This window comes from Nitrosomonas oligotropha (assembly GCF_900106555.1).
Taxonomy (GTDB): domain Bacteria; phylum Pseudomonadota; class Gammaproteobacteria; order Burkholderiales; family Nitrosomonadaceae; genus Nitrosomonas; species Nitrosomonas oligotropha_A.
Genome location: NZ_FNOE01000029.1, coordinates 1 through 22,200, shown reverse-complemented (window position 1 = coordinate 22,200; position 22,200 = coordinate 1). Strand labels below are relative to the sequence as shown.

Below are 22,200 nucleotides of genomic sequence, written 5' to 3'. Positions count from 1 at the left end.
CTATTTACCAGCACTCATTCAGAACAGCATGAATCGGGTGGAGCAGGGAGAGAACATCACGCTCACTAGCACTTGAAATTGCACGAACTGTCATCACTTCAATTGTATTGGCAAGTGAGGCGGGCGCCGGTATCCTTGAAAAGATGAGGTCGATGTGCTGCTTGCTGAAATTATAGTGCTGCTCGACCGAACCAGATACTGTGACGAAAATGCTCATCCGTTGCGAATAGAAAGCTTTATTACCGGAGAATTTGCGTGCCAGTGAACCTTAATCGCGATTCTTAATCGAATGATTTATTGGTTACAGCTCCTTACTTTATTTTTGATGACCTATGTACCTCGACAAAATTTACGTATTACAAACGGGTGTAAGTCTTAAAGTTTCTACTATGGCGCTGCAGGAATTGATTGCCAGAGCGATCAACACAAGAAAATTTCCCGAACTTCAGAGCATTCGCAGCACGACGGATTTGTACGCATATCTGTCGGTTGTTGTGTGCGCTGGCGCGGAGGATTTGATCAAAAGGCGGCAGCGTTGGATTAATCATAAAACAAAGGCGGATTTGATCGCCGGTCAGCCGGTTCCATTCAATACATTCTGCAATCTCTTCTGGCGTAATCTGGACGAGGATGACCCGGATGGCGATGAATGGCAACAATTGATTGCCAGTGACGAGTTTTATTCGCAACTGACCATTTTGCTGCATAAATTGCGCATTGCCGAACGTAACTTGCAGCAATATAACGGTAGTACAATGCTTGATTTCAATCTCGGCTCGGCTTGAGCGAGTGTGACCGGAGCAGTTAAAAGACCACGCTGTTTTGGTGTTATGAACAACAATCCCGCTACTTGAGCGGGATTGTTGTTTTAAGCAATATCAGATTCGACACCGGTTTTACTTTTTGCGGCGGATGGCCGTACCGAGTAATCCCAATCCGATCAGCAGCATCGCATAGGTTTCAGGTTCTGGAACGGGTGAAACGTACCAAGCGGAATCCGGTGAATATGATGTAGCTTGAACGTGCAGTGCTAACTGGCCATTAATTGGTAAAGGATCTGATCCCAGACCGCCTACATGCCAGGTTACTGACTCATTGGCTGTCAGTCTGTCCGATGCTCCGCCACTACCAAAATCGTAACGGAAATTAAAACTTCCACCCGGGCCGCCGCCATTAGCTGGATCGACCACAGTCACGCCTCCACCTAAATCGGTTGAGCTGGATGTGGGTTTTGTACCTACCACTGCCATTGAGCCTATGAATGAATCCGTGCCGAAGATTGCATTTAAGTCTAAAGTAGTCAGCGTGAATGTCCAATTTCCTCCGCCATCATCAGTAGCGCTCAGATCGGCAAAGTGAACATTTGCAGGACCGCCACCGGACAGTAGCTGGCCAAATGAATAGGTATTTGCTTGAACACCGCTTCCAAAGACGAGAGCACCCGTTGCAATAATCGCTATTGCTAGTTTTTTTAGTATCATGTTCTGCTCCTTTTTATATTGCAGATTTGTAGTATTACCTCTCCTAAATTCAGAATGCTCATAATAAAAGCATTAGTCATTCCGAACTCAGGCACTTTTGATTATGTACTTAGAAAAATCTTATTGATATAAAGGATATGCTTATTTTTGACTACAATTAATGAGTTATATTTGTAGGAAGATCGGAATTCTGCTGCCGTTATGGTGCTTGGAAGCATGCTAAGGGCCGCTTGCGTGATGTCTGGGAAGGTTGGGAGGGAGGGCGCTCCAGAGATTCGAGCATAAGTGCGATGTGAAGCGATTCAGTGTTGTGGTAATTTCCGGGAGAATTCGTTTCGATCGCAAATTTATACCGTCATTTCAGACCAATAACTATTCGACAGTAAACGCTTTGCCATTATTTCCTGTTTAGCGGTGATTTCGCCAAGTCCCATGAAGTGTTGCCGGTTATATAAGCGTATTACTTCTCCAGCGGGCATTGCGTTGCTATCCGGCTGATATTCGATGGTGCGGCCTTGTTGCAGCAGTAATGCCGACTGATCGTTTAACGTTACTGCCGGATATGCTTGCAATAAGCAATCGACCGGTAGTAAGCACGCATCTCTCTCGGCAGCGTTCATTTCCTCTAGCGCCAATAGCGTGTGCGCTTGAGTAACCTGGAAACGGTCGATAGCGGTACGGCGCAAACTCAACAGGTATGCGCCACCGCATCCCAGTGCCTTGCCGATATCTTCCGCCAGTGTCCGGATGTAAGTACCGGTACCGCATTGAATATTCAATTGCAATTCATTGTGCAGCAATGACTGGATTTGTATTCCGTGAATGATAATTTCGCGCGCCTGCCGTTCAATGATTTCGCCGCCTCTGGCATAGGCATACAGCGGTTTGCCCTGATGTTTAAGCGCGCTGTACATGGGCGGGGTCTGCATGATGGGACCGATAAAATCCTGGATGGTCTGTTCGCATGCGGAAAAAGCCGGATTCTGAACCGTCGCCGCCACTTGACTGATTTCGCCTTCCGCATCCCCCGTGGTGCTCATAAAACCCAGTTTCAGAGTTGTTTCGTAAGTTTTATTGGCACCCAGCAACACTGATGAGAACTTGGTGGCTTCACCAAAACAGACCGGAAGCAATCCGGTTGCCAAAGGATCCAATGTGCCGGTATGTCCGCATTTGGCTGCGGAGAAAAGATGCTTGGCGATCTGGATGGCTTTATTGGATGAAATATTGAGCGGTTTATCCAATAACAGGACACCGCTGATATTGCGTTTCGCTGGTTTAGTCAAATGAGTGCGAAGATTTGGTCAGTGTGGTGATCAGCCGGCTTGTTCAGGATCCGGATCGAGATGATGCGTCGCCTTGTCTTGCGCGATGGCTTCGTCGATTAACTTGGACAGACGTACGCCGCGCTCGACCGATGCATCAAAAACAAAGTGAAGTTGCGGTGTGATTCTTAGTTTCATCCGGTGGGCGAGATGGGTACGCAAAAAACCTTTGGCATGCTCCAAGCCTTTTTCCACCAGCACATTTTCTTCTTTACTGCATAACGTGGTGTAAAAGACTTTGGCATTACTATAATCGCGGGTTACTTCGACAGCCGTGATCGTGATTTGCCGTACACGCGGATCTTTGATTTCGTTTTGTACCAAGTCGGCCAATTCGCGTTGTATTTGGTCAGCAACACGCAGGGTGCGGGAAAAATCTCTGGGCATATAGGCTATTGCGAATCAGAACTCTGATTACAGAGACCGCGCGGTCTCGACAATTTCATAAATTTCCAGTTGATCGCCGACCTGAATATCGTTGAAATTTTTTAACGATAAGCCGCATTCAAATCCTTCCCGGACTTCTTTGGCATCATCTTTGAAACGTTTCAGCGAATCGAGTTCACAGCTGTGGATGACCAGACCATCCCGCAACACTCTGACGAGCGAGCTTCTTTTGACAATGCCATCCAGTACATAACATCCGGCAACCACGCCCACTTTAGGAATGCGATAAATTTCACGGATATCGACGAGACCGATGATGCTTTCCTTGCGATCGGGCGACATCATGCCGGAAAGTGCTGCTTTAATTTCATCAACCGCTTCGTAAATAATATTGTAGTAACGCACATCGACGCCACTGGAAGCGATCAATTTGCGCGCACTCGCATCCGCGCGGACATTAAAACCAATAATAACGGCTTTGGATGCCAATGACAGATTGACATCGGATTCGATAATCGCGCCCACGCCACTGTGGATGATATTGACTTTTACTTCGTCTGTTGAAATTTTATGCAGAGCGTAGGCCAAGGCTTCACAAGAACCCTGCACATCAGCTTTGATGATCAAGGATAGGATTTTGACATCTTCTTGCTGGTCAAAGACATTCTCAAGTTTTGCAGCTTGCTGCTTGGCAAACTTCACATCACGGTATTTACCCTGTCGGAACAGTGCGATTTCCCGTGCTTTCCGCTCGTCATCAAGCACCAGCACGGTTTCGCCGGCCTCGGGCACCTCGGATAATCCTTGAATTTCAACCGGAATGGATGTTCCCGCTTGTTTAATTGCTTTGCCATTCTCATCGTTCATGCCGCGCACTTTGCCAAAAACTGCGCCAGCCAATATCACATCACCGCGATTCAGCGTTCCGGATTGCACCAGAATGGTTGCGACCGGGCCGCGGCCTTTATCGAGCCGTGATTCAATCACAACGCCTTTTGCAGCGGTTTTGACCGGTGCTTTCAGTTCCAGTACTTCGGCCTGCAATAATATACTTTCCAGCAGGCCATCAATGCCCTGGCCTGTTTTGGCCGATACCTCGACGAACATTGTATCGCCGCCCCAATCTTCCGGGACTACTTCGTGCGCAACCAGTTCGTGCCGGATCCGTTCGGGATTGGCTTCGGGTTTGTCGATTTTATTGACGGCTACAATGATGGGGATTTTGGCTGCTTTTGCATGGTGAACGGCTTCGATAGTCTGCGGCATTACGCCGTCATCCGCAGCGACGACAAGAATAACGATGTCCGTGATCTTGGTGCCGCGTGCACGCATGGCCGTAAAGGCTTCATGTCCCGGAGTATCGAGAAAGGTGATCATGCCGTGATCGGTTTCCACATGATAAGCGCCGATGTGTTGAGTTATTCCGCCTGCTTCACCACCCGCGACACGGGTGCGGCGAATATAGTCCAACAATGAAGTTTTACCGTGATCCACGTGCCCCATGACCGTGACCACAGGTGCCCGCGGGAGCGATTCAGCTTCACCGGTGGTGGATTCGTGATCGGCAAGAAAATTCTCGGGATTATCGATCTCGGCATATTTGGCGATATGGCCCATTTCTTCGACGACAATCATGGCCGTATCCTGATCCAGCATTTGATTGATGGTCACCATGCTGCCCATCTTCATCAATACTTTGATGACATCGGCGGCTTTTACCGACATTTTTTGTGCAAGAGCGCCTACAGAAATGGTTTCGGGAACCATGATTTCGCGCACGATTGGTTCTGTCGGTGCGGAAAAGGCGTGCATATTCTGTTCTTCGGCATGCGCCGGTTTGCTATGTTTATCTCTGCGTGTGCGCCAACCTTGTTGACCGTTGGTGAGATCGCCACGGGTCTTAACGCCTCGTTTTTTTGTGTTTTCATCTTTCCAAACGACTTGCTGCTTGGCTTGTTTTTTCTTTTTATCGACTTTTTCTTCCGGTTTTACCGCCGGTTTGTGCAGCGTTCCATCCGTCGCAGCGGCTTGAGTGTCATTCGTGGATTGTCCGGTCTCGGTTTTCTTGGCGGTGGTTGACGGACTGTTGATTTCTGCTTCTGCGGGTGTTGCCGTCCCCGGTTTGATTGCTGTTGGGGATGCTTCAGTCTCAGTGGCTTTTTCCGGTTCTATCGAAGCTTTATTGATATTGCTGGCAGACTCGGCTTTCTTGCGCTCTCTTTTCTGTTTAATCTCTTCAGCCTGACGCGCCATCAACTCCGCTTGCTTGCGCGCTTCTTCGTTGCGCAAAGCCAATTGTTCCGCATCGATGATGGAGACGGGTTCTTTGCTCGGCGGACTGACGGCCTCAAGTGGTTTAGGGATTTCCGGGGCGGTTTCAGTTTCAGCCGGCATGCCTGGTTTTGTCAGCACGCGTCTTTTTCTGACTTCCACTTGAATTGTCCGTGCCCGGCCTGTGCTGTCAGATTTTCGTATTTCGGAAGTTTGGCGGCGTGTTAACGTGACTTTGCTGCGGGTCTCAGTGGTGCCATGTGTTTTTCTTAGATAATCGAGTAACTGCGCTTTATCTTGCTCGGTTAAACTGTCTTCCGCCAGCGTTTTTTTTACGCCGGCGGCTTTAAGTTGTTCCAGCAGTACTGCCGGTAACAAACCCAGTTCATTAGCAAATTGTTCCACACTCATTTGAGCCATTTATAACCCTTCAACAAACAAAACGACAAGCAGGCTTCCGAAATAAACAACAACCCGGTTAATTTATTACTAACCGGGTGTTTAGATCAAGTAAACCATGGTTCACGTGCTTTGATAATTAATTGATTTGCACGTTCAATATCAATACCGGTTATCTCAACCAGATCATCGGCAGCCAGATCGGCCAAATCGGCTTGTGTATTAATCCCTTTCGCTGCTAGCTCGCGCACGAGATTAATATCCATACCTTCTATGGCAAGTAAATCTTCCGCGACATGTTCAACTTTTTCTTCATTCGCGATAGCATCCGTGAGCAGCACGTTACGCGCACGATTGCGGATCTCGGTGACGGTTTCTTCATCCAACGATTCGATTTCCAGCATCTCGTTCAATGGCACGTAAGCCACTTCTTCCAGCGTAACAAATCCTTCTTGCACAAGAATTTCCGCGATCTCTTCGTCGACATCGAGCTTTTGCATGAAGAGCTGGCAGATTTGCGATGATTCTTGCTCATGCTTGGCTTTGGATTCTTCCACCGTCATGATGTTAAGTTCCCAGCCGGTCAACTCGGAAGCTAAGCGCACATTTTGTCCTCCGCGGCCAATGGCCTGCGCCAGGTTATCATCATCGACCACGATGTCCATGCTGTGCTTTTCTTCATCGACCATGATGCTGCTGATTTCTGCGGGTGCCAGCGCATTGATGATGAAAGTCGCGGGATCGTCCGACCACAGCACGATATCAACGCGTTCGCCAGCCAATTCACTGATGACCGCCTGAACTCTGGAACCGCGCATGCCAACGCAAGTGCCGATCGGGTCGACACGCTGATCGTTCGATTTGACGGCAATTTTGGCGCGTGATCCGGGATCACGGGCGGCCGCTTTGATTTCCAGCAGACCTTCCTCAATCTCCGGCACTTCCAGTTCAAATAATTTCATCAGAAATTCAGGGGAATTACGCGAGAGCTTCAATTGCGGCCCTCTGGCAGCGCGATCCACTTTATGCAGATAAGCCCGGACCCGGTCACCGACACGCAAGTTTTCTTTCGGTATCATCTGGTCGCGAGGCAGCTCCGCTTCGATCTTTCCGGACTCGATAATGGCATTGCCACGTTCCATGCGCTTAATCGTACCGGTAATTAAATAATCTCCGCGTTCCAGGAAATCATTCAATGTTTGCTCACGTTCGGCGTCGCGTATTTTCTGGAAAATGACTTGTTTTGCGGCTTGTGCGCCGATACGTCCGAACTCAATGGGTTCCAGCGGTTTTTCCAGAAAATTGCCAACCTGAATATCCACATCGGTTTCTGCCGCATCACTCAGAGAGATCTGGCGCGCAGGATCTTCCACGGCGCCATCTTCGACAACCAGCCAGCGGCGGAAGGATTGGTGATCTCCTGTGGCTCTGTCAATAGAAACCCGAGTCTCGATATCCTCTTGAAATCGTTTTTTCGTAGCGGATGCCAATGCGAGCTCCAGCGCAGTGAAAACAATCTCTTTTTCCACCGCTTTCTCGCGTGCCAATGCATCAACCAACAGTAAAATTTCGCGGCTCATAGTCCTCCAGCCAAATCTATATACCTACAATTTTGGAACCAAACGCGCTTTTCCAAGATTACTCAATTCAAGATCAAACAACTTTCCTTCGCTTTCCAGTTTTATTATGCCATTATTTATTTCCCGCAAAACTCCCACAAAATTCCGTTGCCCCTGAACCGGGATGCGCAGTTTTAGTTTGACCGTTTCTCCTTTGAAACGGATAAAATCCGCTTCTTTCCGCAACGGCCTGTCTAATCCGGGCGATGACACTTCCAATCGGCCATAATCGATGTTCTCAACTGCAAACAACCGACTGAGATGATTGCTGATTGCTACGCAGTCATCAATGTTAATACCGCCCTCTTTATCGACAAATATTCTTAATAATTTGTTGTGTGCTAGCCGTTCTACTTCAACCAACTCGTAACCCATTCCTTGTAGAGTGGATTCCAATAATTCTTCTAATACCATAGCTCCACCACAAATAAAAAATGAGCTGAAAAAGCCCATCGAATTTATTGATTTTATTTTAACAAATATTTGCGAAATAGGAAACATAAACTTTCGCCAAAGGTAATATTTTCAGCGATTTTCAGTGCTTTGCCAGCACTCTCTGAATAGCCTGTTTAATGATATTTTGAGGTCGCAGTTTTTAACGTGTCTGAAATTAAGAAGTATAAGGTGCCTGGAGCCAATGATACAATTCTGTCTCAGTGTATTGAACGAATGAATACCGGAGATATTGCATGTCGACGATTGAATCAGTTTTAAATGAAACCCGTATTTTTCCGCCCTCTGACGAATTTTCTAGCCAAGCCAATGTATCCAGCTTTCAAGCCTATCAAGCTTTGTGTGCGGAGGCCGAACAGGATTACCAGCATTTCTGGGCCAAACGGGCGAAAGAGCGGATTCTTTGGCATAAGCCTTTCACACAAATACTGGATGATCGTAATGCGCCGTTTTACAAATGGTTCGCCGACGGCGAATTAAACGTTTCGTATAACTGCCTGGACCGGCATCTGGCTACCCAAGCGGATAAAGTCGCCATTATTTTTGAGTCCGACGACGGCGAGGTGATACGGTCGACCTACCGTGACCTCCATCAGCGGGTTTGCCAGCTCGCCAATGCACTGAAAGCACGCAATATCAAGAAAGGTGACCGGGTCGTTATTTATATGCCGATGCGCATTGAGGCGGTGGTCGCCATGCAAGCTTGCGCCCGTATCGGTGCGATTCACTCCGTGGTGTTCGGCGGTTTCTCCGCTAAGAGTCTGCACGAGCGCATTCACGATGCCGGTGCTGTAGCCATTATTACAGCCGATGAGCAGGTACGCGGCGGCAAGCATCATCCGCTCAAAGCCACCGTTGACGAAGCCATGCGCATGAGCGACACAACATCGGTTCAATCGATTGTGGTGTATCAACGTACCGGCGGGGAAATTCCATTTAACCCGCCGCGCGATGTCTGGTGGCATGAGATTACACAGAACGCCGGTAGCGAGTGTGAACCGGAATGGGTTGACGCCGAGCATCCTTTGTTTACGCTGTATACCTCCGGATCGACCGGTAAACCCAAGGGCGTTCAGCATTCCAGCGCGGGTTATTTGCTGGGTGCTATCGTCAGCATGCAATGGATTTTTGACTATAAACCTACGGATATTTTTTGGTGTACGGCCGATGTCGGCTGGATCACCGGTCATAGCTATGTCACGTACGGACCCTTGGCCATGGGGGCGACTCAAGTGATTTTTGAGGGAATTCCCACGTATCCGCATGCCGGGCGTTTCTGGGAAATCATTCAGAAGCATCAAGTGACAACCTTTTATACCGCGCCCACGGCGATCCGCTCGTTGATCAAATTAGGCGGCGATTTGCCCGCACAATACGATCTGTCGTCGTTACGGTTACTGGGGTCGGTCGGTGAACCGATCAATCCGGAAGCCTGGATGTGGTTTTATGAAAAAGTAGGGCGGTCGCGTTGCCCCATTGTCGATACCTGGTGGCAGACGGAGACCGGCTGCCATATGATTGCGCCCACACCGGGTGCAGTTGCACTTAAGCCCGGTTCCTGCACGTTTCCGTTGCCTGGAATTTTCGCGGCGATTGTCGATGAGGCCGGTCATGAGGTCGAAAACGGTAAGGGCGGTTTCCTGGTGATCAAAAAGCCTTTTCCTTCGCAAATCCGTACACTTTGGGGTGATCCGGAACGTTTCAAAAAAGCCTATTTTCCCGAAGATACCGGTCATGGAAAATATTATCTGGCGGGCGATTCCGCTTACCGCGATAAAGACGGATACTTCTGGATCATGGGGCGTATCGATGACGTGTTGAACGTTTCCGGGCATCGCCTGGGCACGATGGAAATTGAATCGGCATTGGTGGCTCATCCTTTGGTTGCGGAAGCGGCGGTCGTTGGCAAGCCGCATGAGATCAAAGGCGAAGCGGTAATTGCGTTTGTCGTATTAAAAGGCAAATATCCGCACGGTGAAGAAGTGGCGCGAATTACGGATACTTTGCGTGACTGGGTGGCGAAGGAGATCGGCCCGATTGCCAAGCCCGACGAAATCCGTTTCGGAGAAAATCTGCCCAAAACCCGGTCGGGTAAAATCATGCGCCGGTTATTGCGCACGCTCGCCAAAGGCGAGGAAATCACGCAGGATATTTCCACGCTGGAAAACCCAGCTATCCTGGAACAGTTAAAATATCCGTCCAAATAACATCCAACATTACCTTTTAAGGTTCGAGAAAAAACCGGAACAATATGTCATTACCGCTTGTTATTGATTATGAACATGGCATCAGTGCCATTGATGCGCAGTTTCACCGCCCCAAACGCGCGGCGATTCACCTGATTGTCGAAAAAGGCGTGGCCGCGCTGGTGGATACCGGCACCTCGTTTTCCATTCCCGGTGTCATCGCGTCGCTCGAACACAAGAACATTGCCATCGAAGATGTCGCTTATGTTATCTTGACGCATATCCATCTGGATCATGCCGGTGGCGCGAGTGAATGCATGCGTCTTTTCCCCAATGCCAAACTGGTCGTGCATCCGCGCGGCGCGAGCCATATGGCGAATCCGGCGCGGCTAGTCGCTGGCGCCATGGGGGTTTATGGCGAGGCTGAATTTAAGCGCGTGTACGGTGAGATCTATCCGATCGACGCCGCGCGGATTATCGAGGCACCCGATGAAAGCCGCATCGATCTGAATGGCCGGTCGTTGCTATTTCTCGATACACCGGGGCATGCGCGCCACCATAATTGCATCTTCGATGAGCGCAGCCAGTCTTTTTTCACCGGCGATACATTCGGTGTTTCGTACCGGGAATTCGACGTCGATGGTTTGGAATTTGTTTTTCCGACCACTTCGCCGGTGCAATTCGATCCTGCCGCAGCGCACGCTTCAATTGACCGCATCATGCGCTATCAGCCGCGTCACGCTTACCTGACCCACTATAGCCAGATCGGTAATTTGGCGTGCCATGCGCAATCCCTGCATGAATTGCTCGATGCGCATGTCGACATTGCACAACGCGCAAAAAATGATGAAGACCGCCAAGCGGTCATTTCAAAAGCTTTACGGGAAATCTTGTTGCAACGGCTGACACAGCAGGGTTGCCGGTTGCCGTTGGATGCGATTGATGAGCTTCTGCGCTCGGACATCCGTCTGAATGCACAAGGATTGATTCATTGGCTCGATCAACCGACGGAGCGTTTCAAACAGCTCTGATCGTGAAAAGACCGGTCTTGGCAGCCGAATAAAAATGGGGTTAAGGCGGAGAGCCTTAACCCCATTTTTGGAGAGAGTGAGAGTCTTACGCGGTAACTTTTTTGCTCGAGTAATGGGTTTTAGTTTTGGTTGAACTTGCTGCCATGGCAATGACCAAATAGTTTACGTACAGAATCGTACCAAGAATGATGTCGGAGATAACCCATTCGGTTGCTGATTCCGGTAAATTAAACATCGACAAAACACCAAAGAATGTGGTGCTGATGACCAATGCCGAAATAATAAAAATATGTCCTGTTTTCATGAGAATTTCCTTATTTGAAATTTATTGAAGTTGTTTGAAAAAGCGTTTACGGCAATTCGATAGCAATCTTCACAGAAAGTTCACACTTATTTCACATTTAATTCACAAATCCCCTTTTTTAGATTATGTATTTTTATTTTCTCACTGAAAAATAAGGAAATTCTTTTTAAAAAGAATTTTCAAAAAACAGTAAAAATGTAACGCATCAAATTACGCTAGAATGATTTCTATTGAATATTTCAGGAGATTTAGTGGATGACTACGCTATTTTCACCGCTCAAACTGGGCGCGCTGACTGTACCGAACCGTATTTTCATGGCGCCGCTAACGCGCTGCCGCGCAGGCGACGAGCATCTTCCGAATGCCATGATGGCGGAGTACTACACGCAACGGGCAAGCGCCGGGTTGATCATTGCCGAGGCGACGATGGCGATCGAAGGTAACTCAGCGTTTTGGAAAGAACCGGGCGTTTATTCCGAAGCGCAAGTGGTCGGCTGGAAATTGGTCACCGATGCGGTGCATGCCGCCGGTGGCAGAATTTTTCTGCAACTCTGGCATGGCGGCAGAGCTTGCCATCCATTGCTCAATCGCGGCGCGCAGCCGGTTGCGCCTAGTCCGATCGCCATCACCAATAATGAAGCACGTACGCCAGAGGGAAAAAAGCCTTATGTTATTCCACGAGAACTGCGTGACGATGAATTGCCGGGCATAGTCTATGGATTCAAGAAGGCCGCAGAAAATGCCAAAGCTGCGGGCTTTGATGGTATTGAAATCCATGGCGCGAATGGTTATCTGCTGGATGAATTTTTGCGCGATGGCGCAAACAAACGCAGCGGGCCTTATGGCGGTTCGATTGAAAATCGCGCACGGTTGACCTTGGAAGTGCTCGAAGCGGTTAGCGCTGTGTGGGGCAGCGAACGGGTTGGGTTGCGCATTTCGCCGCTGAACAGCTACAACAGCATGATCGACAGCGATCCGGCCGGATTATCCGCCTGGCTTGCCATTCGCCTCAACGACTATAACCTTGCTTATCTGCATGTGATGCGTGGTGATCTTTTTCAACAGCAAAATGGTGATGTCATGACGCCGGTTCGCCAGCATTACAGAGGCGTGCTGATCGGCAATATGGCTTACAGCGGCGAAGAAGCAGACAGGGAAATCGCTGCCGGAAAAGTAGACGCCGTGGCTTTCGGCACCAGTTTCCTCGCGAACCCCGACTTACCGGCGCGGATCAAAACCGGCGCAGCGCTCAATCCGCCCAATCCGGCCAGGTTTTATACGTGGGACGCAAAAGGCTATATCGATTACCCGGCATTAACCACTTCGTGAGAACATAAAATGCGGCTACTATCCATTATTTTTCTCTGCGCTGCACTCAGCGGGTGCTTGTCGATTCCGCAGAATGTTGCGCCGGTTGACGGCTTTGAACTCAACAAATATCTGGGAAAATGGTACGAAATCGCCCGGCTCGACCATTCGTTTGAACGTGGACTCGACAACGTGACGGCGGAATACTTCCTGCGCGACGATGGCGGTGTTAGAGTCATTAACAAGGGTTTTTCAACGGCGGAGAACAAGTGGAAAGAAGCGGAAGGCAAAGCGTACTTCGTCAGTGATCCACAGCAAGGCTTTCTGAAAGTTTCCTTCTTCGGCCCGTTTTATGGCGCTTACATCGTGTTTGAACTGGATAAGGAAGACTATCAATACACCTTCGTCACCAGCTACGATAAATCATATTTGTGGTTGCTGGCAAGAACACCGGTGGTTAGCGATGAACTGCGCGACCGCTTCATGCAAAAAGCCGCAGAACTTGGTTTTGCAACGGACAAGCTGATTTTTCCAAAACAGGACTAACTCAAATTTGCGATGTGGATTGAATTCATGTGATGCAACAATTACTGATTACACTTGGAATCCTATTGCTGGTGCTCGGCCTGCTATGGCCCTGGCTATCGCAACTACCGCTCGGCCGTTTGCCGGGTGATATTCATATCGAACGCGAGAACTTCAGCTTTCATTTTCCGCTGATGACCGGCTTAATCATTTCTGTCGTGCTGACGCTGATACTGTGGTGGTTGCGGAAGTGAAGTTGCTCAATGCAACTATCTGATTTACTCAAAATGCACAATGCAAAACTCGGTTTTAAAGTTGAGCATTCCCAATTACTTCGCCATTAGTATTGATGCTGTTCGCATGCTCAATACTTTTCCCAAATCATGTTTGGATATTAAGTGAGATCTAATTAATTCTTGAGGTTTAGCGTTCACGAGAGGCAAGAGCCTGTGCCAGGGTATGAAGCTGGATGAGACAATTACCTAGCGCTGCAAACTTAAGTTGGTGCTGTCCAATCTCCAAAGTGGAGCCATCGTTCGTAACAGCGAGCATGATAGAAGTTCCTTGCGTAACTTCGTCTCGGGCGATGTCCTTTTCCATGTGTTCGATAGCATCACGAACTGGGCGAATCGCCTTCTGGTACGATTCGAATTGATGTCTTTTCGCTCGCTCGATACCTGGATTTAAGCGATGGGACGCCATTTTGTCCGTGAGTGATAGACAACGCTTCACTGTGCTAATGCACGTTTCGAAATCAGCCAATCCTTCGAACAACAAGACCGTACGGTTTTCTGATTGTGCGTATTGGAGCAGAAGTGACCGGCCTGCGTTATAAGTGCGGAGCGCTTTGTCAGTACATAAAATGTAAGCATGCACGTATGAACGAACCTGCGGGTCGTTGTGACCTCCTCGACAAGTGAACACCAAATTTAGGAGATAGCCCGCGATGACAGGGATGTCGAGGTGGTCGAGGTCCGGCGCGGTACAGGTGGTAATCCAGGTCATCGTATGTGGCTACCTCTAAATGCAGTGCTAACGCGTAGCGTTTGACTGTTTCTTTTCTTGTTATTGTTAGGGGTTTTGACGATAGTGTGACTCATAATGTTTCTGAGAATCATAGAGTTGGTCTAAAACGGCTTCTATTAATGCGCGAATCTGGGTTGGGGATGGCCAGTTTATATATAATTTTGAAACTATTATCGGGAGTGATGATATGTTTTTTTCACTTCTATATATCGAAGTTTCAAGAATATTTATGTCCGGGTGTGCGAGAGCCTGATCTCGTAAATTAATTATATCTTTATGAAGTTGGAGCAGTGGTTCTGGAAGTGCAGGTTCGTAGAGAGAGTATCTTTTATTGTTAGAACCATACGATTTTTTAAAGGGTTTGCAGTACTCGATTAAAGCCATTCGGTAAGCTGCGCTCCAGATGGCTCCTCCAAATTTGGTATTTTCTAGCTCGCAAATAGTTCTCCAAGCGCGATTTAGGCTGGTTATAGATTCTTGATAATAGACGTATTCTTCATCCTTGCTCATTCAAACCCCTAATCAATGTGGCGGGCGGTAAGCCAAATTGGAATGCCTCGTTCGTCATCGAACTTCACCGTCCACTCCTTTCGTCAATTGATGAACCACTTTTCCTGTTGTGTTTTGTAACGTCACTTGCAGCGGCATTTTTCCCAACGCATGCGTGGCGCACGACAGACAGGGATCGTACGCGCGCACGGCGACTTCGAGGTGGTTCAGCAGCGCTTCGGTGATTTCCTGGCCGTCAAGGTATTGGTTGGCGACCACGCGTACTGATTCGTTCATGGCTTGGTTGTTGCTGGTGGTCGAGACGATCAGGTTAGCATGCGTGACCAGTCCTTTGTCGTTGACCTGATAATGATGAAACAATGTGCCGCGCGGGGCTTCGATGACGCCGATGCCTTGCGGTTGCCGGTCGCCTTTATCCGCTAATAAATCGGTGCCGGTGATGTCCGGGTCTTGCAGCAAGGCGTGGATCGATTCGGTGCAGTGTAGCAGTTCGATCATACGCGCCCAGTGGTATGCCAGCGTGTCGTGTACCGCTCCGCCGTTGCCGTAGGCTCTGAAGCGCAATCGCGCGGCTTCGGCCAGCGGCGTTGAGATGCGGTCGCAGTTGTTGATGCGTGCGAGCGGGCCGACGCGGTACCAGCCTTGTCCGGTTCCCAATGCGGAAAAATACGGGAATTTCAGGTAGCTCCAAGAACGCACTTCTTCCTTGAGGATTTGTTGGTAATCGCAGTAATCGAACTGATCGAAAATGGAATTGCCATCGGCAGCGTGCGCACGCAATCCGCCGTGGTAGAACTCCAGTTCGCCGTTGCTGCCGGTCATGCTCATGTAGTGGCTATGCAGCGTGCCGAAATCACGATGTTCCGGGTGTGCGGTGTGAATTTCTTCGTTCAGCGCCAGTGCTTCCTGACTCCATTGCAGAATATCGTCAATCCCGGTCAGCAACGCATCTCGTTCAGGCAGCGTGAGCGGTTTGTTCATGCCGCCGGGCACGGTGCCGGTGCCGTGAATGCGTTTGCCGGTGATCGCTTCGATGATTTGCTGGCCGAATTTGCGCAGTTTGACGCCTTTCATTGCAATTTCCGGGAATTGCTCCAGCACGCCGGCAATATTGCGCTGTCGCGGATCGCTGCCGAAACCGAACAGAAAATCGGGCGACGACAAGTGAAAGAAATGCAGTGCGTGCGATTGCAGCATCTGGCCGAAATGCAGCAAGCGGCGCAGTTTTGTCGCAGAGGGTGTGAGTTGTTGCACGCCCACGATCTGATCGACCGCTTTCGCCGCTGCCAGCTGGTGGCTGACCGGGCAAATGCCGCATAAGCGTTGCACGAAGAACGGTACTTCCCAGAACGGGCGGCCCTGAATGAATTTCTCGAAACCGCGAAACTCGACGATATGGAAGCGCGCTTCGATGATGTGGTTGTGATCGTCGATCAGCAGTGTGATTTTGCCGTGCCCTTCGACGCGCGTGACCGGATCGATGGCAATGCGGCGGGTTGTCGGCGATGCGGGTTTGTCTGGCTCCATAGCGCTTAATCGTAATGTAATTGGGATTTGGCAATGACCGGCTTTTGTCCAGTCAGCAGCGGTTCGAGCAGTTGCAGAAACGCATCGGCGGAAGGCGGGCAGCCGGGTAGATAGTAGTCGATGTGCACCACTTCGCTAACCGGGTATACCCTGTCGAGCAACAACGGCAATTCGGGGTCATTGGGGATCTGCGGATGAGTGATGCCGGTTCCGCTTAAATACACTTCCTCCAAACACTCCTGCAAGTCGAAATAATTGCGCATTGCCGGTACGCCGCCGTTGATCGCGCACGCGCCGACCGCCACCAAGATGGCGCAGTTGGCGCGGAATTCGCGCAGCACATGCACGTTTTCCGCGTTGCACACACCGCCTTCGATCAAGCCGATATCGCACGGGCCGCAGTGCTTGATGTCGGTGAATGGTGAACGATCCAATTCAACCTGTTCAAGTAAAACGGCGAGACGCTCGTCCATATCCAAAAAAGACATGTGACAACCAAAGCAGCCGGCCAACGATGTGGTGGCGATTTTGAATTTGCGTTTGATCGTGTGTTCAGTCGTCATTTTTTATCGGATTCCTTGACGGATAGTTCTTACACAGCGGGTGCATGGCGTTTTTGTTTTACCTGTCATTAAACGCCGGTCGAATGCGGTTATTTTCATGAATAATATAATGAATTGCCGATGCAGAAATCCCTTGATCTGGGTTACGATATGAGAGTATAACGTAACTGAACTGGTTGACGGGAATCGGTCTCGTTTCGGTCGTAAAGCCGATGACTAGGGCTGTAATCTTATCAATTCAAAGAAAAAACATTCGCGTATCCCAAGGAGAACTTTCTAATGAAAAAATATTTACCTGCAAAAACAATCGTAGCACTCGCGCTGATGGCCGGATCGCAGTTTGCGCTTGCAAACACGGTCGTAACCCTCGGTGATCAGGATTTTGCGGACGGTGCGACGCCGGCCGTTGGTCCTTTTACGACCGCTGGACTCGGAGAGCCCGCGCCGTTTGGTCCATTCATTGGTGGAGATTCCGATACCGGTTCGAATTTCTCAGCCAGTTGGACATTTTCCTACGGCGCAATCGCAGATACCATCCTCGGTGGCAGCTTGATACTTGGCATTTATGATCACGAATCCGCTGCTACCGGAAATCAAGTAGCGTCCTTTACCGTCAATGGAGTGGATCTGACCAGCGCGCTCAATACGCTGTTTGAATCGCACGGTGGTGCTAGTAAGGAGGATAACGTGTATACGCTGACGTTGCCATCATCGACTTTTGCCGGATTGGCGTCGGGTACAGTCAACGTTTCCCTGTCGCTGGCGGGTCCGGGATTGGGCTTGTTCGGTGAAACGACGTTTAACGGTGCCGGGCTTGATTTCTCCACGCTGGATATCGCCACCGCCGTTCCGGAACCGCTGACAAGCACGCTGCTGCTGCTCGGGGTTCCGGCGGTATTGGCTGCGGCGCGGCGCAAGATGGCTTGATACTGCTGCGGGTTTTGGCGGTAAAACCTTTTAGATGTAAGGAGAGATTGTATGCCCGATCCATATTTAGGTGAAATCAAGACCTTTGCCGGCAATTTTGCTCCCGCCGGCTGGGCTTTATGCCAGGGACAGTTGCTTTCAATAGCGGAGAACGATGCGCTGTTTTCATTAATCGGAACAACCTACGGTGGTGATGGCGCATCGACTTTCGCTTTGCCGAATCTCGCCAGCCGTATCCCGCTGCATCAAGGTACCGGGCCCGGTCTTAGTCCCAAGGTGACCGGAGAGCTGGGTGGCAGTGAAACAGTCACTTTGACTACTGGGCAATTGGCCGCTCACAACCATACAGCGGTCTGTTCCAATACCACCGGCAATAGCGCGAGCCCCATCAACAGCTATTGGTCGACCGATCCCGGCAGCAATACCGGAGCCTATAGCACGGCCAGCAGCAGCACCATGGCCGCTACGGCGATCGGCAATACCGGCGGCGGGCAACCGCATAACAATGTGCAACCTTATTTAGTTATCAACTACATTATCGCGCTCGAAGGTATCTATCCTTCTAGAAACTAGGATGACAAGAGAACGGCTGGCGGCAGTTGAAAAAAGGAGATTCTGGTATGAGTGATCCGTATATTGGAGAAATCCGCTCGTTTGGATTTAATTTCGCGCCGGTGGGCTGGGCGCAGTGTAATGGTCAGTTGTTGCCCATTGCCAGCAATACGGCATTATTTTCGATTCTTGGTACAACCTATGGCGGCGATGGCAAATCGACCTTCGCGCTGCCTAACCTCCAAGGTAATGTCGTCATGGGCGCAGGGCAGGGAGGCGGTCTCTCCAAGCGCGTTTTGGGTGAATCCGGCGGTACGGCGACGGAAACGTTGACAATCCAGCAGATTCCGTCGCATAGCCACCCGGCCAACGCACAAGCCGGAAACGGCAACAAACCCGCTCCCGCAGGAAATTTCTGGGCGCAGGATCTGGGCGGAAGCAAGGAATACGGCGATAGCGGACCGGCGCAGATGGCGGCTGGAACAATCACCGCTACCGGTGGCGGGCAAGCGCACGATAATCTTCAGCCGTATCTGGTGCTGAACTTCTGCATTGCGTTGCGAGGCGTATTTCCGCCTAGAAGTTGAAGCCGGTATTTCGCAGCAAGAATTCGACAAGATAATGAGAGGATAGTATGGACGATCCATTTTTAGGAGAGATTCGGCCCTTTGCATTCGGTTTTCCGCCCAAGGGCTGGGCGAGTTGCGATGGCCAGTTGTTGCCGATTGCGCAAAACACTGCACTGTTTTCGTTATTGGGCACGATGTACGGCGGAGACGGCCGCACCACGTTTGCACTGCCGGATCTTCGCGGCCGTGCCGGGATGCACGTGAATTCGGCGCATACCCAGGGAGAACGCGGAGGGCAAGAAAGCGTGACGCTTACAACCGCTCAGATTCCCCCGCACAGTCATACGGCAAACTGCAGCAATGTAGCCGGAACTCAGACCAGTCCGGCGGGAAAGTTCTGGGCGCAGGATTCCGGCGGCAATGTCGTGTTCAGCAGCACAGGTGGCGCCACCATGGCTGCCACAGCGGTTGGTAATGTCGGTGGGGCGCCACATCCCAATATGCAGCCCTATCTCGTAGTGAATTATTGCATTGCTTTGCAGGGTATTTTTCCGAGCCGGAGTTAGTTAACAAATACCACTGGGAAAGTCCGGTGGTATTTGACTTTTTAGCATTTTATATAGCAACTCAAAGTCTTATCCGACGGGTCGATACTTTAGGAACGGAAATCGCGCTCAGAGATTAGCCGAAAGTTGCATGCCAGTTTGAGAAAGATAAGGCGTACCGATTAACACAAGCGCCGCCGCCGGAGCATCATGCCAATACCCAATATTCCAGCGATCATCATTGCATAGGCAGAAGGCTCAGGTACCGCCGGTACACCAGGGCCGGAAATGAGCATATGCACGTCCCGATCAGCCAACGTGTGGCCGCTATAGAAACCGTTGGTATCCAGAACGATCTTATCGATTGCGGATGTATGAGGCGCAACGAGTGTGAAGCCAATTACATGCATGTCTGACCCGAAGTTACCGGTACCAACGTCTTCTTCGGGCATCGTAAAGCGCACGACCGAGCCGCCAGACAATACACTGCCTGTCCATTTTAACTGCCCATCGTGAAGAGAACCGGACGGAAAGTCGTTATCGAGCGGGCCGAAAACACTGGTGACCCCAAACAAGCCCGATAACTGGATCGTTGCGTGCACATTACCATTTTCAACGTACCACATATTGTCATTTGGTCCATAGGTTAGCGTGTAGCTATAGTTGTCGCCAATATGCGAAACAAGCTGGAAATCCAATGCCTGAGCGCTGCCAACAGTCAGCATCGCGGCAGCACCGATGACGCTACAGCGCATAAAAACACCTATCGATGAAAACAATTTCAACGGCGAGGAGTTTTTCATTTTTCTAAGATTCATCATTATTTTTCCTTGTATGTAAAAAATATTCCTTCAATCAAAATCTGGCTACTAATGTCATATGCTTCAATAACACATTACAAACTAGATTTTTATTTCAATACTAGTGCATATACAGAAATATATACTGAGGCATAGATGGTTGTAATGGAAAATCCATACTGTTTTTTTAGTATTCTTGCACTAGTTTTGGGTCAATGATGGTGCGCTTGACTAACCCACTCACGGATTATGCTACTTTTTCCGCAAGCATGGTAGGCTGTGCCGCCGAGAAAAGCTCTGCATCGAGCGGGAATGAATCCCTCAACTTTCTCAATAAGAGATCGCAAATCAACAGCTATTAAATCTGCGCCTGATCACGCCATTCTGGTACCGCCGTAAAACTTTCATCGCGTGGATATTATGATTTTCCTATCCAATCGAATAATTCAGAATAATCCGCCAATGTGGCGCCGACGTTTACGAAACGGGCTGGCATTGCGAGCGCCTGACTAATCAGCAGGCGATCAAACGGATCGGAGTGAATCATCGGTAGATGTGCAGCACCCGCAGCGTGCTCGGAGGAAATAGGTAGTGCGATGAAACAAGTTATTTCCGCCATCGGCGATTTCTTTGGCTGCTCGGACGTGTCCAGTGCCTACTTAGCAATAGGTTTCCCAGCTTTCGCAATGATAATTTCTTCACCCACTGCCGCTTTTTCGATAAACCGGGATAAGTGGGTCTTGGCTTCATGGATGCTGATGATTGGAATATTGGTGTTTCGCATGATGTAGACTAGTGCCGCTACAGATAATTGATAACGATCAGAGAAAGGAAATGTGCCGTGGATGCGATTGTTGAACAAGTACGAAAACAAGAACAGAAACCGAAATTAGAAAGCGCATCGTTGCGGAAGAGAATAAAAAATGTGTTCTTACTATTGTCGTTTTTGGGACTTATATCCGCCAACATTGCGACACTCGTCAGCGACAGTTTGCATACCGCTGCCTTTAATACATTAAAATCTTTCTTAGGATATGCATTGACTGATACGGCATTAACGAAAATTCTTGGCCAGAGCCCAACGGTAAAAAAAAATGATGATGTGGCTGTTAAAACAAAAGAATTGGTCGATAAAAACACCCGATTGGCCAGAAATAACACAGAGTTGGTGGAGAAGCATGCCAAGCTTAAAAAGGAATCTGATAGAAAGATAAAAACTGCTCAGAAAGTATCAAAGCGTATAGCCACTCGATCGGTTATGAGTGCAAGACGTCATATTGTATCGCTTCCAGGTGAAGCAATTCCGGTATTGGGTACATCAATAATAGTTGGAGTGACTGTGTGGGATATTCATGATCTCTGCCAGAACATGAAGGACATTAACCAATTAAATAGTGCGTTTGGGCATGCTCTTGAAGATCAGGATCAGATATGTGGCATAGAAGTGCCTACAACAGAGCAGGTTCTGGCTGAGGTAAAGGAAAATTGGCAAGAAGCATATGATAATGCCAAAGTCCAAATAGAATTATCTGTAAGAATTCCTAGCGTTGTTTACAGTATTCAGGAGAATACTGTAAATGAACATACACAAACGTACTCGTTTAACATTATTGGATCGTCAGGAAATCTGGCGGCTATATCAAACCCGGTTGTGGAAGGTAGTTCAGCTGGCAGAACACTTCCACGTCAGCCGTCCAACGATTTATGACGTACTGAAACGAGCTAGGTTACAGGAATTTATCCCGCGTGACAGTACCAACCAACGATTCAAGACGTTGCAGTATGGCCTTAAACGTTTGGCCAAGGTCGAGCAAACCATCCAGGAACGTCTCAAGCGTGAAGCGAAGCGCTATAACAAATCTTACCCGGGCGAGCTCGTTCATTTCGATACC

Annotated in this window: 26 protein-coding genes; 11 read left to right on the top strand and 15 right to left on the bottom strand. The window is 49.3% G+C overall.

All coding sequences use genetic code 11. The features are described 5' to 3' along the window. Window positions 1-4: 4 nt before the first annotated feature. Window positions 5-217: a hypothetical protein gene (locus tag BLU57_RS15900; RefSeq protein ID WP_143026981.1), complete on the bottom strand. Its 213-nt coding sequence runs from the start codon at window positions 215-217 to the stop codon at window positions 5-7. 115 nt (window positions 218-332) lie between these two features. Between BLU57_RS15900 and BLU57_RS12890 the strand changes: the two genes are divergently transcribed. Next, the gene (locus BLU57_RS12890) at window positions 333-785 is read left to right on the top strand and encodes a hypothetical protein (RefSeq protein ID WP_090321626.1); all 453 of its coding nucleotides are present in this window, start codon (window positions 333-335) and stop codon (window positions 783-785) included. Between the two features lie 111 nt (window positions 786-896). On the opposite strand, the gene BLU57_RS12885 is transcribed toward BLU57_RS12890, so the two are convergent. The 6 genes from BLU57_RS12885 to rimP all read right to left on the bottom strand — a co-directional run bounded on the left by BLU57_RS12885 (window position 897) and on the right by rimP (window position 7,896). After that, entirely contained in the window at window positions 897-1,481 is a 585-nt protein-coding gene (locus tag BLU57_RS12885; RefSeq protein WP_090321623.1) for a PEP-CTERM sorting domain-containing protein, read from the bottom strand. Window positions 1,482-1,828: 347 nt separating this feature from the next. Beyond that, window positions 1,829-2,767, bottom strand: a complete 939-nt coding sequence (gene truB, locus BLU57_RS12880) for a tRNA pseudouridine(55) synthase TruB (protein ID WP_090321621.1) — start codon at window positions 2,765-2,767, stop codon at window positions 1,829-1,831. Window positions 2,768-2,797: 30 nt separating this feature from the next. Next, window positions 2,798-3,193 (bottom strand): 30S ribosome-binding factor RbfA, encoded by a 396-nt coding sequence (rbfA, locus tag BLU57_RS12875; RefSeq protein ID WP_090321618.1) that lies wholly within the window; start codon window positions 3,191-3,193, stop codon window positions 2,798-2,800. Window positions 3,194-3,220: 27 nt separating this feature from the next. Beyond that, entirely contained in the window at window positions 3,221-5,884 is a 2,664-nt protein-coding gene (gene infB, locus BLU57_RS12870) for a translation initiation factor IF-2 (protein ID WP_090321614.1), read from the bottom strand. 86 nt (window positions 5,885-5,970) lie between these two features. Next, window positions 5,971-7,443 carry a transcription termination factor NusA gene (nusA, locus tag BLU57_RS12865; protein WP_090321611.1) on the bottom strand — a complete coding sequence of 491 codons (1,473 nt, stop codon included), beginning with the start codon at window positions 7,441-7,443 and terminating at the stop codon, window positions 5,971-5,973. Between the two features lie 24 nt (window positions 7,444-7,467). Then, window positions 7,468-7,896: a ribosome maturation factor RimP gene (gene rimP / locus BLU57_RS12860; protein ID WP_090321667.1), complete on the bottom strand. Its 429-nt coding sequence runs from the start codon at window positions 7,894-7,896 to the stop codon at window positions 7,468-7,470. A gap of 275 nt (window positions 7,897-8,171) precedes the next feature. Between rimP and acs the strand changes: the two genes are divergently transcribed. Together acs and BLU57_RS12850 are read left to right on the top strand one after the other, a co-directional pair. After that, window positions 8,172-10,142 carry an acetate--CoA ligase gene (gene acs, locus BLU57_RS12855; protein ID WP_090321608.1) on the top strand — a complete coding sequence of 657 codons (1,971 nt, stop codon included), beginning with the start codon at window positions 8,172-8,174 and terminating at the stop codon, window positions 10,140-10,142. Between the two features lie 44 nt (window positions 10,143-10,186). Beyond that, window positions 10,187-11,152: an MBL fold metallo-hydrolase gene (locus BLU57_RS12850; protein ID WP_090321605.1), complete on the top strand. Its 966-nt coding sequence runs from the start codon at window positions 10,187-10,189 to the stop codon at window positions 11,150-11,152. Window positions 11,153-11,237: 85 nt separating this feature from the next. On the opposite strand, the gene BLU57_RS12845 is transcribed toward BLU57_RS12850, so the two are convergent. Continuing rightward, window positions 11,238-11,456 (bottom strand): C4-dicarboxylate ABC transporter, encoded by a 219-nt coding sequence (locus BLU57_RS12845; RefSeq protein WP_090321603.1) that lies wholly within the window; start codon window positions 11,454-11,456, stop codon window positions 11,238-11,240. Between the two features lie 255 nt (window positions 11,457-11,711). Here BLU57_RS12845 and BLU57_RS12840 point away from each other — a divergent pair, with 255 nt between their 5' ends. From BLU57_RS12840 to BLU57_RS12830, 3 genes are read left to right on the top strand one after another with little or no spacing between them, the layout of a single operon-like run. Continuing rightward, complete coding sequence (locus BLU57_RS12840; protein ID WP_090321600.1) at window positions 11,712-12,785, top strand: alkene reductase; 1,074 nt, start codon at window positions 11,712-11,714, stop codon at window positions 12,783-12,785. A gap of 9 nt (window positions 12,786-12,794) precedes the next feature. After that, entirely contained in the window at window positions 12,795-13,310 is a 516-nt protein-coding gene (locus BLU57_RS12835; protein ID WP_090321597.1) for a lipocalin family protein, read from the top strand. Window positions 13,311-13,342: 32 nt separating this feature from the next. Then, window positions 13,343-13,543: a DUF2905 domain-containing protein gene (locus BLU57_RS12830; RefSeq protein WP_090321595.1), complete on the top strand. Its 201-nt coding sequence runs from the start codon at window positions 13,343-13,345 to the stop codon at window positions 13,541-13,543. A 169-nt stretch (window positions 13,544-13,712) separates the two neighbouring features. Here BLU57_RS12830 and BLU57_RS12825 read toward each other — a convergent pair whose 3' ends face one another. From BLU57_RS12825 to BLU57_RS12810, 4 genes are all read right to left on the bottom strand, one after another. Next, the gene (locus tag BLU57_RS12825) at window positions 13,713-14,294 is read right to left on the bottom strand and encodes a hypothetical protein (RefSeq protein WP_090321592.1); all 582 of its coding nucleotides are present in this window, start codon (window positions 14,292-14,294) and stop codon (window positions 13,713-13,715) included. A 66-nt stretch (window positions 14,295-14,360) separates the two neighbouring features. Continuing rightward, window positions 14,361-14,825, bottom strand: coding sequence for a hypothetical protein (locus tag BLU57_RS12820; protein WP_090321590.1), 465 nt, complete (start codon window positions 14,823-14,825; stop codon window positions 14,361-14,363). 54 nt (window positions 14,826-14,879) lie between these two features. Next, complete coding sequence (locus BLU57_RS12815; protein ID WP_090321587.1) at window positions 14,880-16,352, bottom strand: Ni/Fe hydrogenase subunit alpha; 1,473 nt, start codon at window positions 16,350-16,352, stop codon at window positions 14,880-14,882. A gap of 5 nt (window positions 16,353-16,357) precedes the next feature. Beyond that, entirely contained in the window at window positions 16,358-16,915 is a 558-nt protein-coding gene (locus BLU57_RS12810; protein ID WP_218131672.1) for an NADH-quinone oxidoreductase subunit B family protein, read from the bottom strand. Window positions 16,916-17,194: 279 nt separating this feature from the next. On the opposite strand from BLU57_RS12810, the gene BLU57_RS12805 reads away from it, so the two are divergent. Genes BLU57_RS12805 through BLU57_RS12790 form a run of 4 tightly spaced genes read left to right on the top strand, consistent with a single transcriptional unit; the run spans window position 17,195 to window position 19,529 of the window. Further along, entirely contained in the window at window positions 17,195-17,842 is a 648-nt protein-coding gene (locus tag BLU57_RS12805) for a hypothetical protein (protein WP_090321584.1), read from the top strand. A 51-nt stretch (window positions 17,843-17,893) separates the two neighbouring features. Beyond that, window positions 17,894-18,415 (top strand): phage tail protein, encoded by a 522-nt coding sequence (locus tag BLU57_RS12800; RefSeq protein WP_090321583.1) that lies wholly within the window; start codon window positions 17,894-17,896, stop codon window positions 18,413-18,415. Between the two features lie 47 nt (window positions 18,416-18,462). After that, entirely contained in the window at window positions 18,463-18,981 is a 519-nt protein-coding gene (locus tag BLU57_RS12795; protein ID WP_090321578.1) for a phage tail protein, read from the top strand. A gap of 47 nt (window positions 18,982-19,028) precedes the next feature. After that, window positions 19,029-19,529 (top strand): phage tail protein, encoded by a 501-nt coding sequence (locus BLU57_RS12790; RefSeq protein ID WP_090321575.1) that lies wholly within the window; start codon window positions 19,029-19,031, stop codon window positions 19,527-19,529. A 161-nt stretch (window positions 19,530-19,690) separates the two neighbouring features. Here the strand turns inward: BLU57_RS12790 and BLU57_RS12785 are convergent, their stop codons facing one another. The 3 genes from BLU57_RS12785 to BLU57_RS12775 form a co-directional block, all read right to left on the bottom strand. Further along, window positions 19,691-20,329, bottom strand: a complete 639-nt coding sequence (locus BLU57_RS12785) for a PEP-CTERM sorting domain-containing protein (RefSeq protein WP_090321572.1) — start codon at window positions 20,327-20,329, stop codon at window positions 19,691-19,693. Between the two features lie 397 nt (window positions 20,330-20,726). Beyond that, window positions 20,727-20,927 carry a PIN domain-containing protein gene (locus BLU57_RS12780; RefSeq protein WP_090321569.1) on the bottom strand — a complete coding sequence of 67 codons (201 nt, stop codon included), beginning with the start codon at window positions 20,925-20,927 and terminating at the stop codon, window positions 20,727-20,729. A gap of 36 nt (window positions 20,928-20,963) precedes the next feature. Continuing rightward, a complete protein-coding gene (locus BLU57_RS12775) occupies window positions 20,964-21,092 on the bottom strand; it encodes a type II toxin-antitoxin system Phd/YefM family antitoxin (RefSeq protein WP_256206284.1) in 129 nt (42 codons plus the stop codon). A 57-nt stretch (window positions 21,093-21,149) separates the two neighbouring features. On the opposite strand from BLU57_RS12775, the gene BLU57_RS16680 reads away from it, so the two are divergent. Further along, entirely contained in the window at window positions 21,150-22,016 is an 867-nt protein-coding gene (locus tag BLU57_RS16680; protein WP_256206283.1) for a hypothetical protein, read from the top strand. The last annotated feature ends 184 nt before the right edge of the window (window positions 22,017-22,200 follow it).

Excerpts from the sequence above, each read along its gene's own strand:
- BLU57_RS12815 (WP_090321587.1), bottom strand. The coding sequence starts at position 16,352 with ATGGAGCCAGACAAACCCGCATCGCCGACAACCCGCCGCATTGCCATC.
- BLU57_RS12800 (WP_090321583.1), top strand. The coding sequence starts at position 17,894 with ATGCCCGATCCATATTTAGGTGAAATCAAGACCTTTGCCGGCAATTTT.
- BLU57_RS12825 (WP_090321592.1), bottom strand. The coding sequence starts at position 14,294 with ATGACCTGGATTACCACCTGTACCGCGCCGGACCTCGACCACCTCGAC.
- BLU57_RS12795 (WP_090321578.1), top strand. The coding sequence starts at position 18,463 with ATGAGTGATCCGTATATTGGAGAAATCCGCTCGTTTGGATTTAATTTC.
- BLU57_RS12840 (WP_090321600.1), top strand. The coding sequence starts at position 11,712 with ATGACTACGCTATTTTCACCGCTCAAACTGGGCGCGCTGACTGTACCG.
- nusA (WP_090321611.1), bottom strand. The coding sequence starts at position 7,443 with ATGAGCCGCGAAATTTTACTGTTGGTTGATGCATTGGCACGCGAGAAA.
- BLU57_RS12885 (WP_090321623.1), bottom strand. The coding sequence starts at position 1,481 with ATGATACTAAAAAAACTAGCAATAGCGATTATTGCAACGGGTGCTCTC.
- BLU57_RS12790 (WP_090321575.1), top strand. The coding sequence starts at position 19,029 with ATGGACGATCCATTTTTAGGAGAGATTCGGCCCTTTGCATTCGGTTTT.
- BLU57_RS12835 (WP_090321597.1), top strand. The coding sequence starts at position 12,795 with ATGCGGCTACTATCCATTATTTTTCTCTGCGCTGCACTCAGCGGGTGC.
- BLU57_RS12845 (WP_090321603.1), bottom strand. The coding sequence starts at position 11,456 with ATGAAAACAGGACATATTTTTATTATTTCGGCATTGGTCATCAGCACC.
- BLU57_RS12780 (WP_090321569.1), bottom strand. The coding sequence starts at position 20,927 with ATGGCGGAAATAACTTGTTTCATCGCACTACCTATTTCCTCCGAGCAC.
- BLU57_RS12810 (WP_218131672.1), bottom strand. The coding sequence starts at position 16,915 with ATGACGACTGAACACACGATCAAACGCAAATTCAAAATCGCCACCACA.
- BLU57_RS12805 (WP_090321584.1), top strand. The coding sequence starts at position 17,195 with ATGAAAAAATATTTACCTGCAAAAACAATCGTAGCACTCGCGCTGATG.
- BLU57_RS12850 (WP_090321605.1), top strand. The coding sequence starts at position 10,187 with ATGTCATTACCGCTTGTTATTGATTATGAACATGGCATCAGTGCCATT.
- rbfA (WP_090321618.1), bottom strand. The coding sequence starts at position 3,193 with ATGCCCAGAGATTTTTCCCGCACCCTGCGTGTTGCTGACCAAATACAA.
- acs (WP_090321608.1), top strand. The coding sequence starts at position 8,172 with ATGTCGACGATTGAATCAGTTTTAAATGAAACCCGTATTTTTCCGCCC.
- BLU57_RS15900 (WP_143026981.1), bottom strand. The coding sequence starts at position 217 with ATGAGCATTTTCGTCACAGTATCTGGTTCGGTCGAGCAGCACTATAAT.
- BLU57_RS12820 (WP_090321590.1), bottom strand. The coding sequence starts at position 14,825 with ATGAGCAAGGATGAAGAATACGTCTATTATCAAGAATCTATAACCAGC.
- infB (WP_090321614.1), bottom strand. The coding sequence starts at position 5,884 with ATGGCTCAAATGAGTGTGGAACAATTTGCTAATGAACTGGGTTTGTTA.
- BLU57_RS12890 (WP_090321626.1), top strand. The coding sequence starts at position 333 with ATGTACCTCGACAAAATTTACGTATTACAAACGGGTGTAAGTCTTAAA.
- rimP (WP_090321667.1), bottom strand. The coding sequence starts at position 7,896 with ATGGTATTAGAAGAATTATTGGAATCCACTCTACAAGGAATGGGTTAC.
- BLU57_RS12775 (WP_256206284.1), bottom strand. The coding sequence starts at position 21,092 with ATGCGAAACACCAATATTCCAATCATCAGCATCCATGAAGCCAAGACC.
- BLU57_RS12785 (WP_090321572.1), bottom strand. The coding sequence starts at position 20,329 with ATGATGAATCTTAGAAAAATGAAAAACTCCTCGCCGTTGAAATTGTTT.
- BLU57_RS12830 (WP_090321595.1), top strand. The coding sequence starts at position 13,343 with ATGCAACAATTACTGATTACACTTGGAATCCTATTGCTGGTGCTCGGC.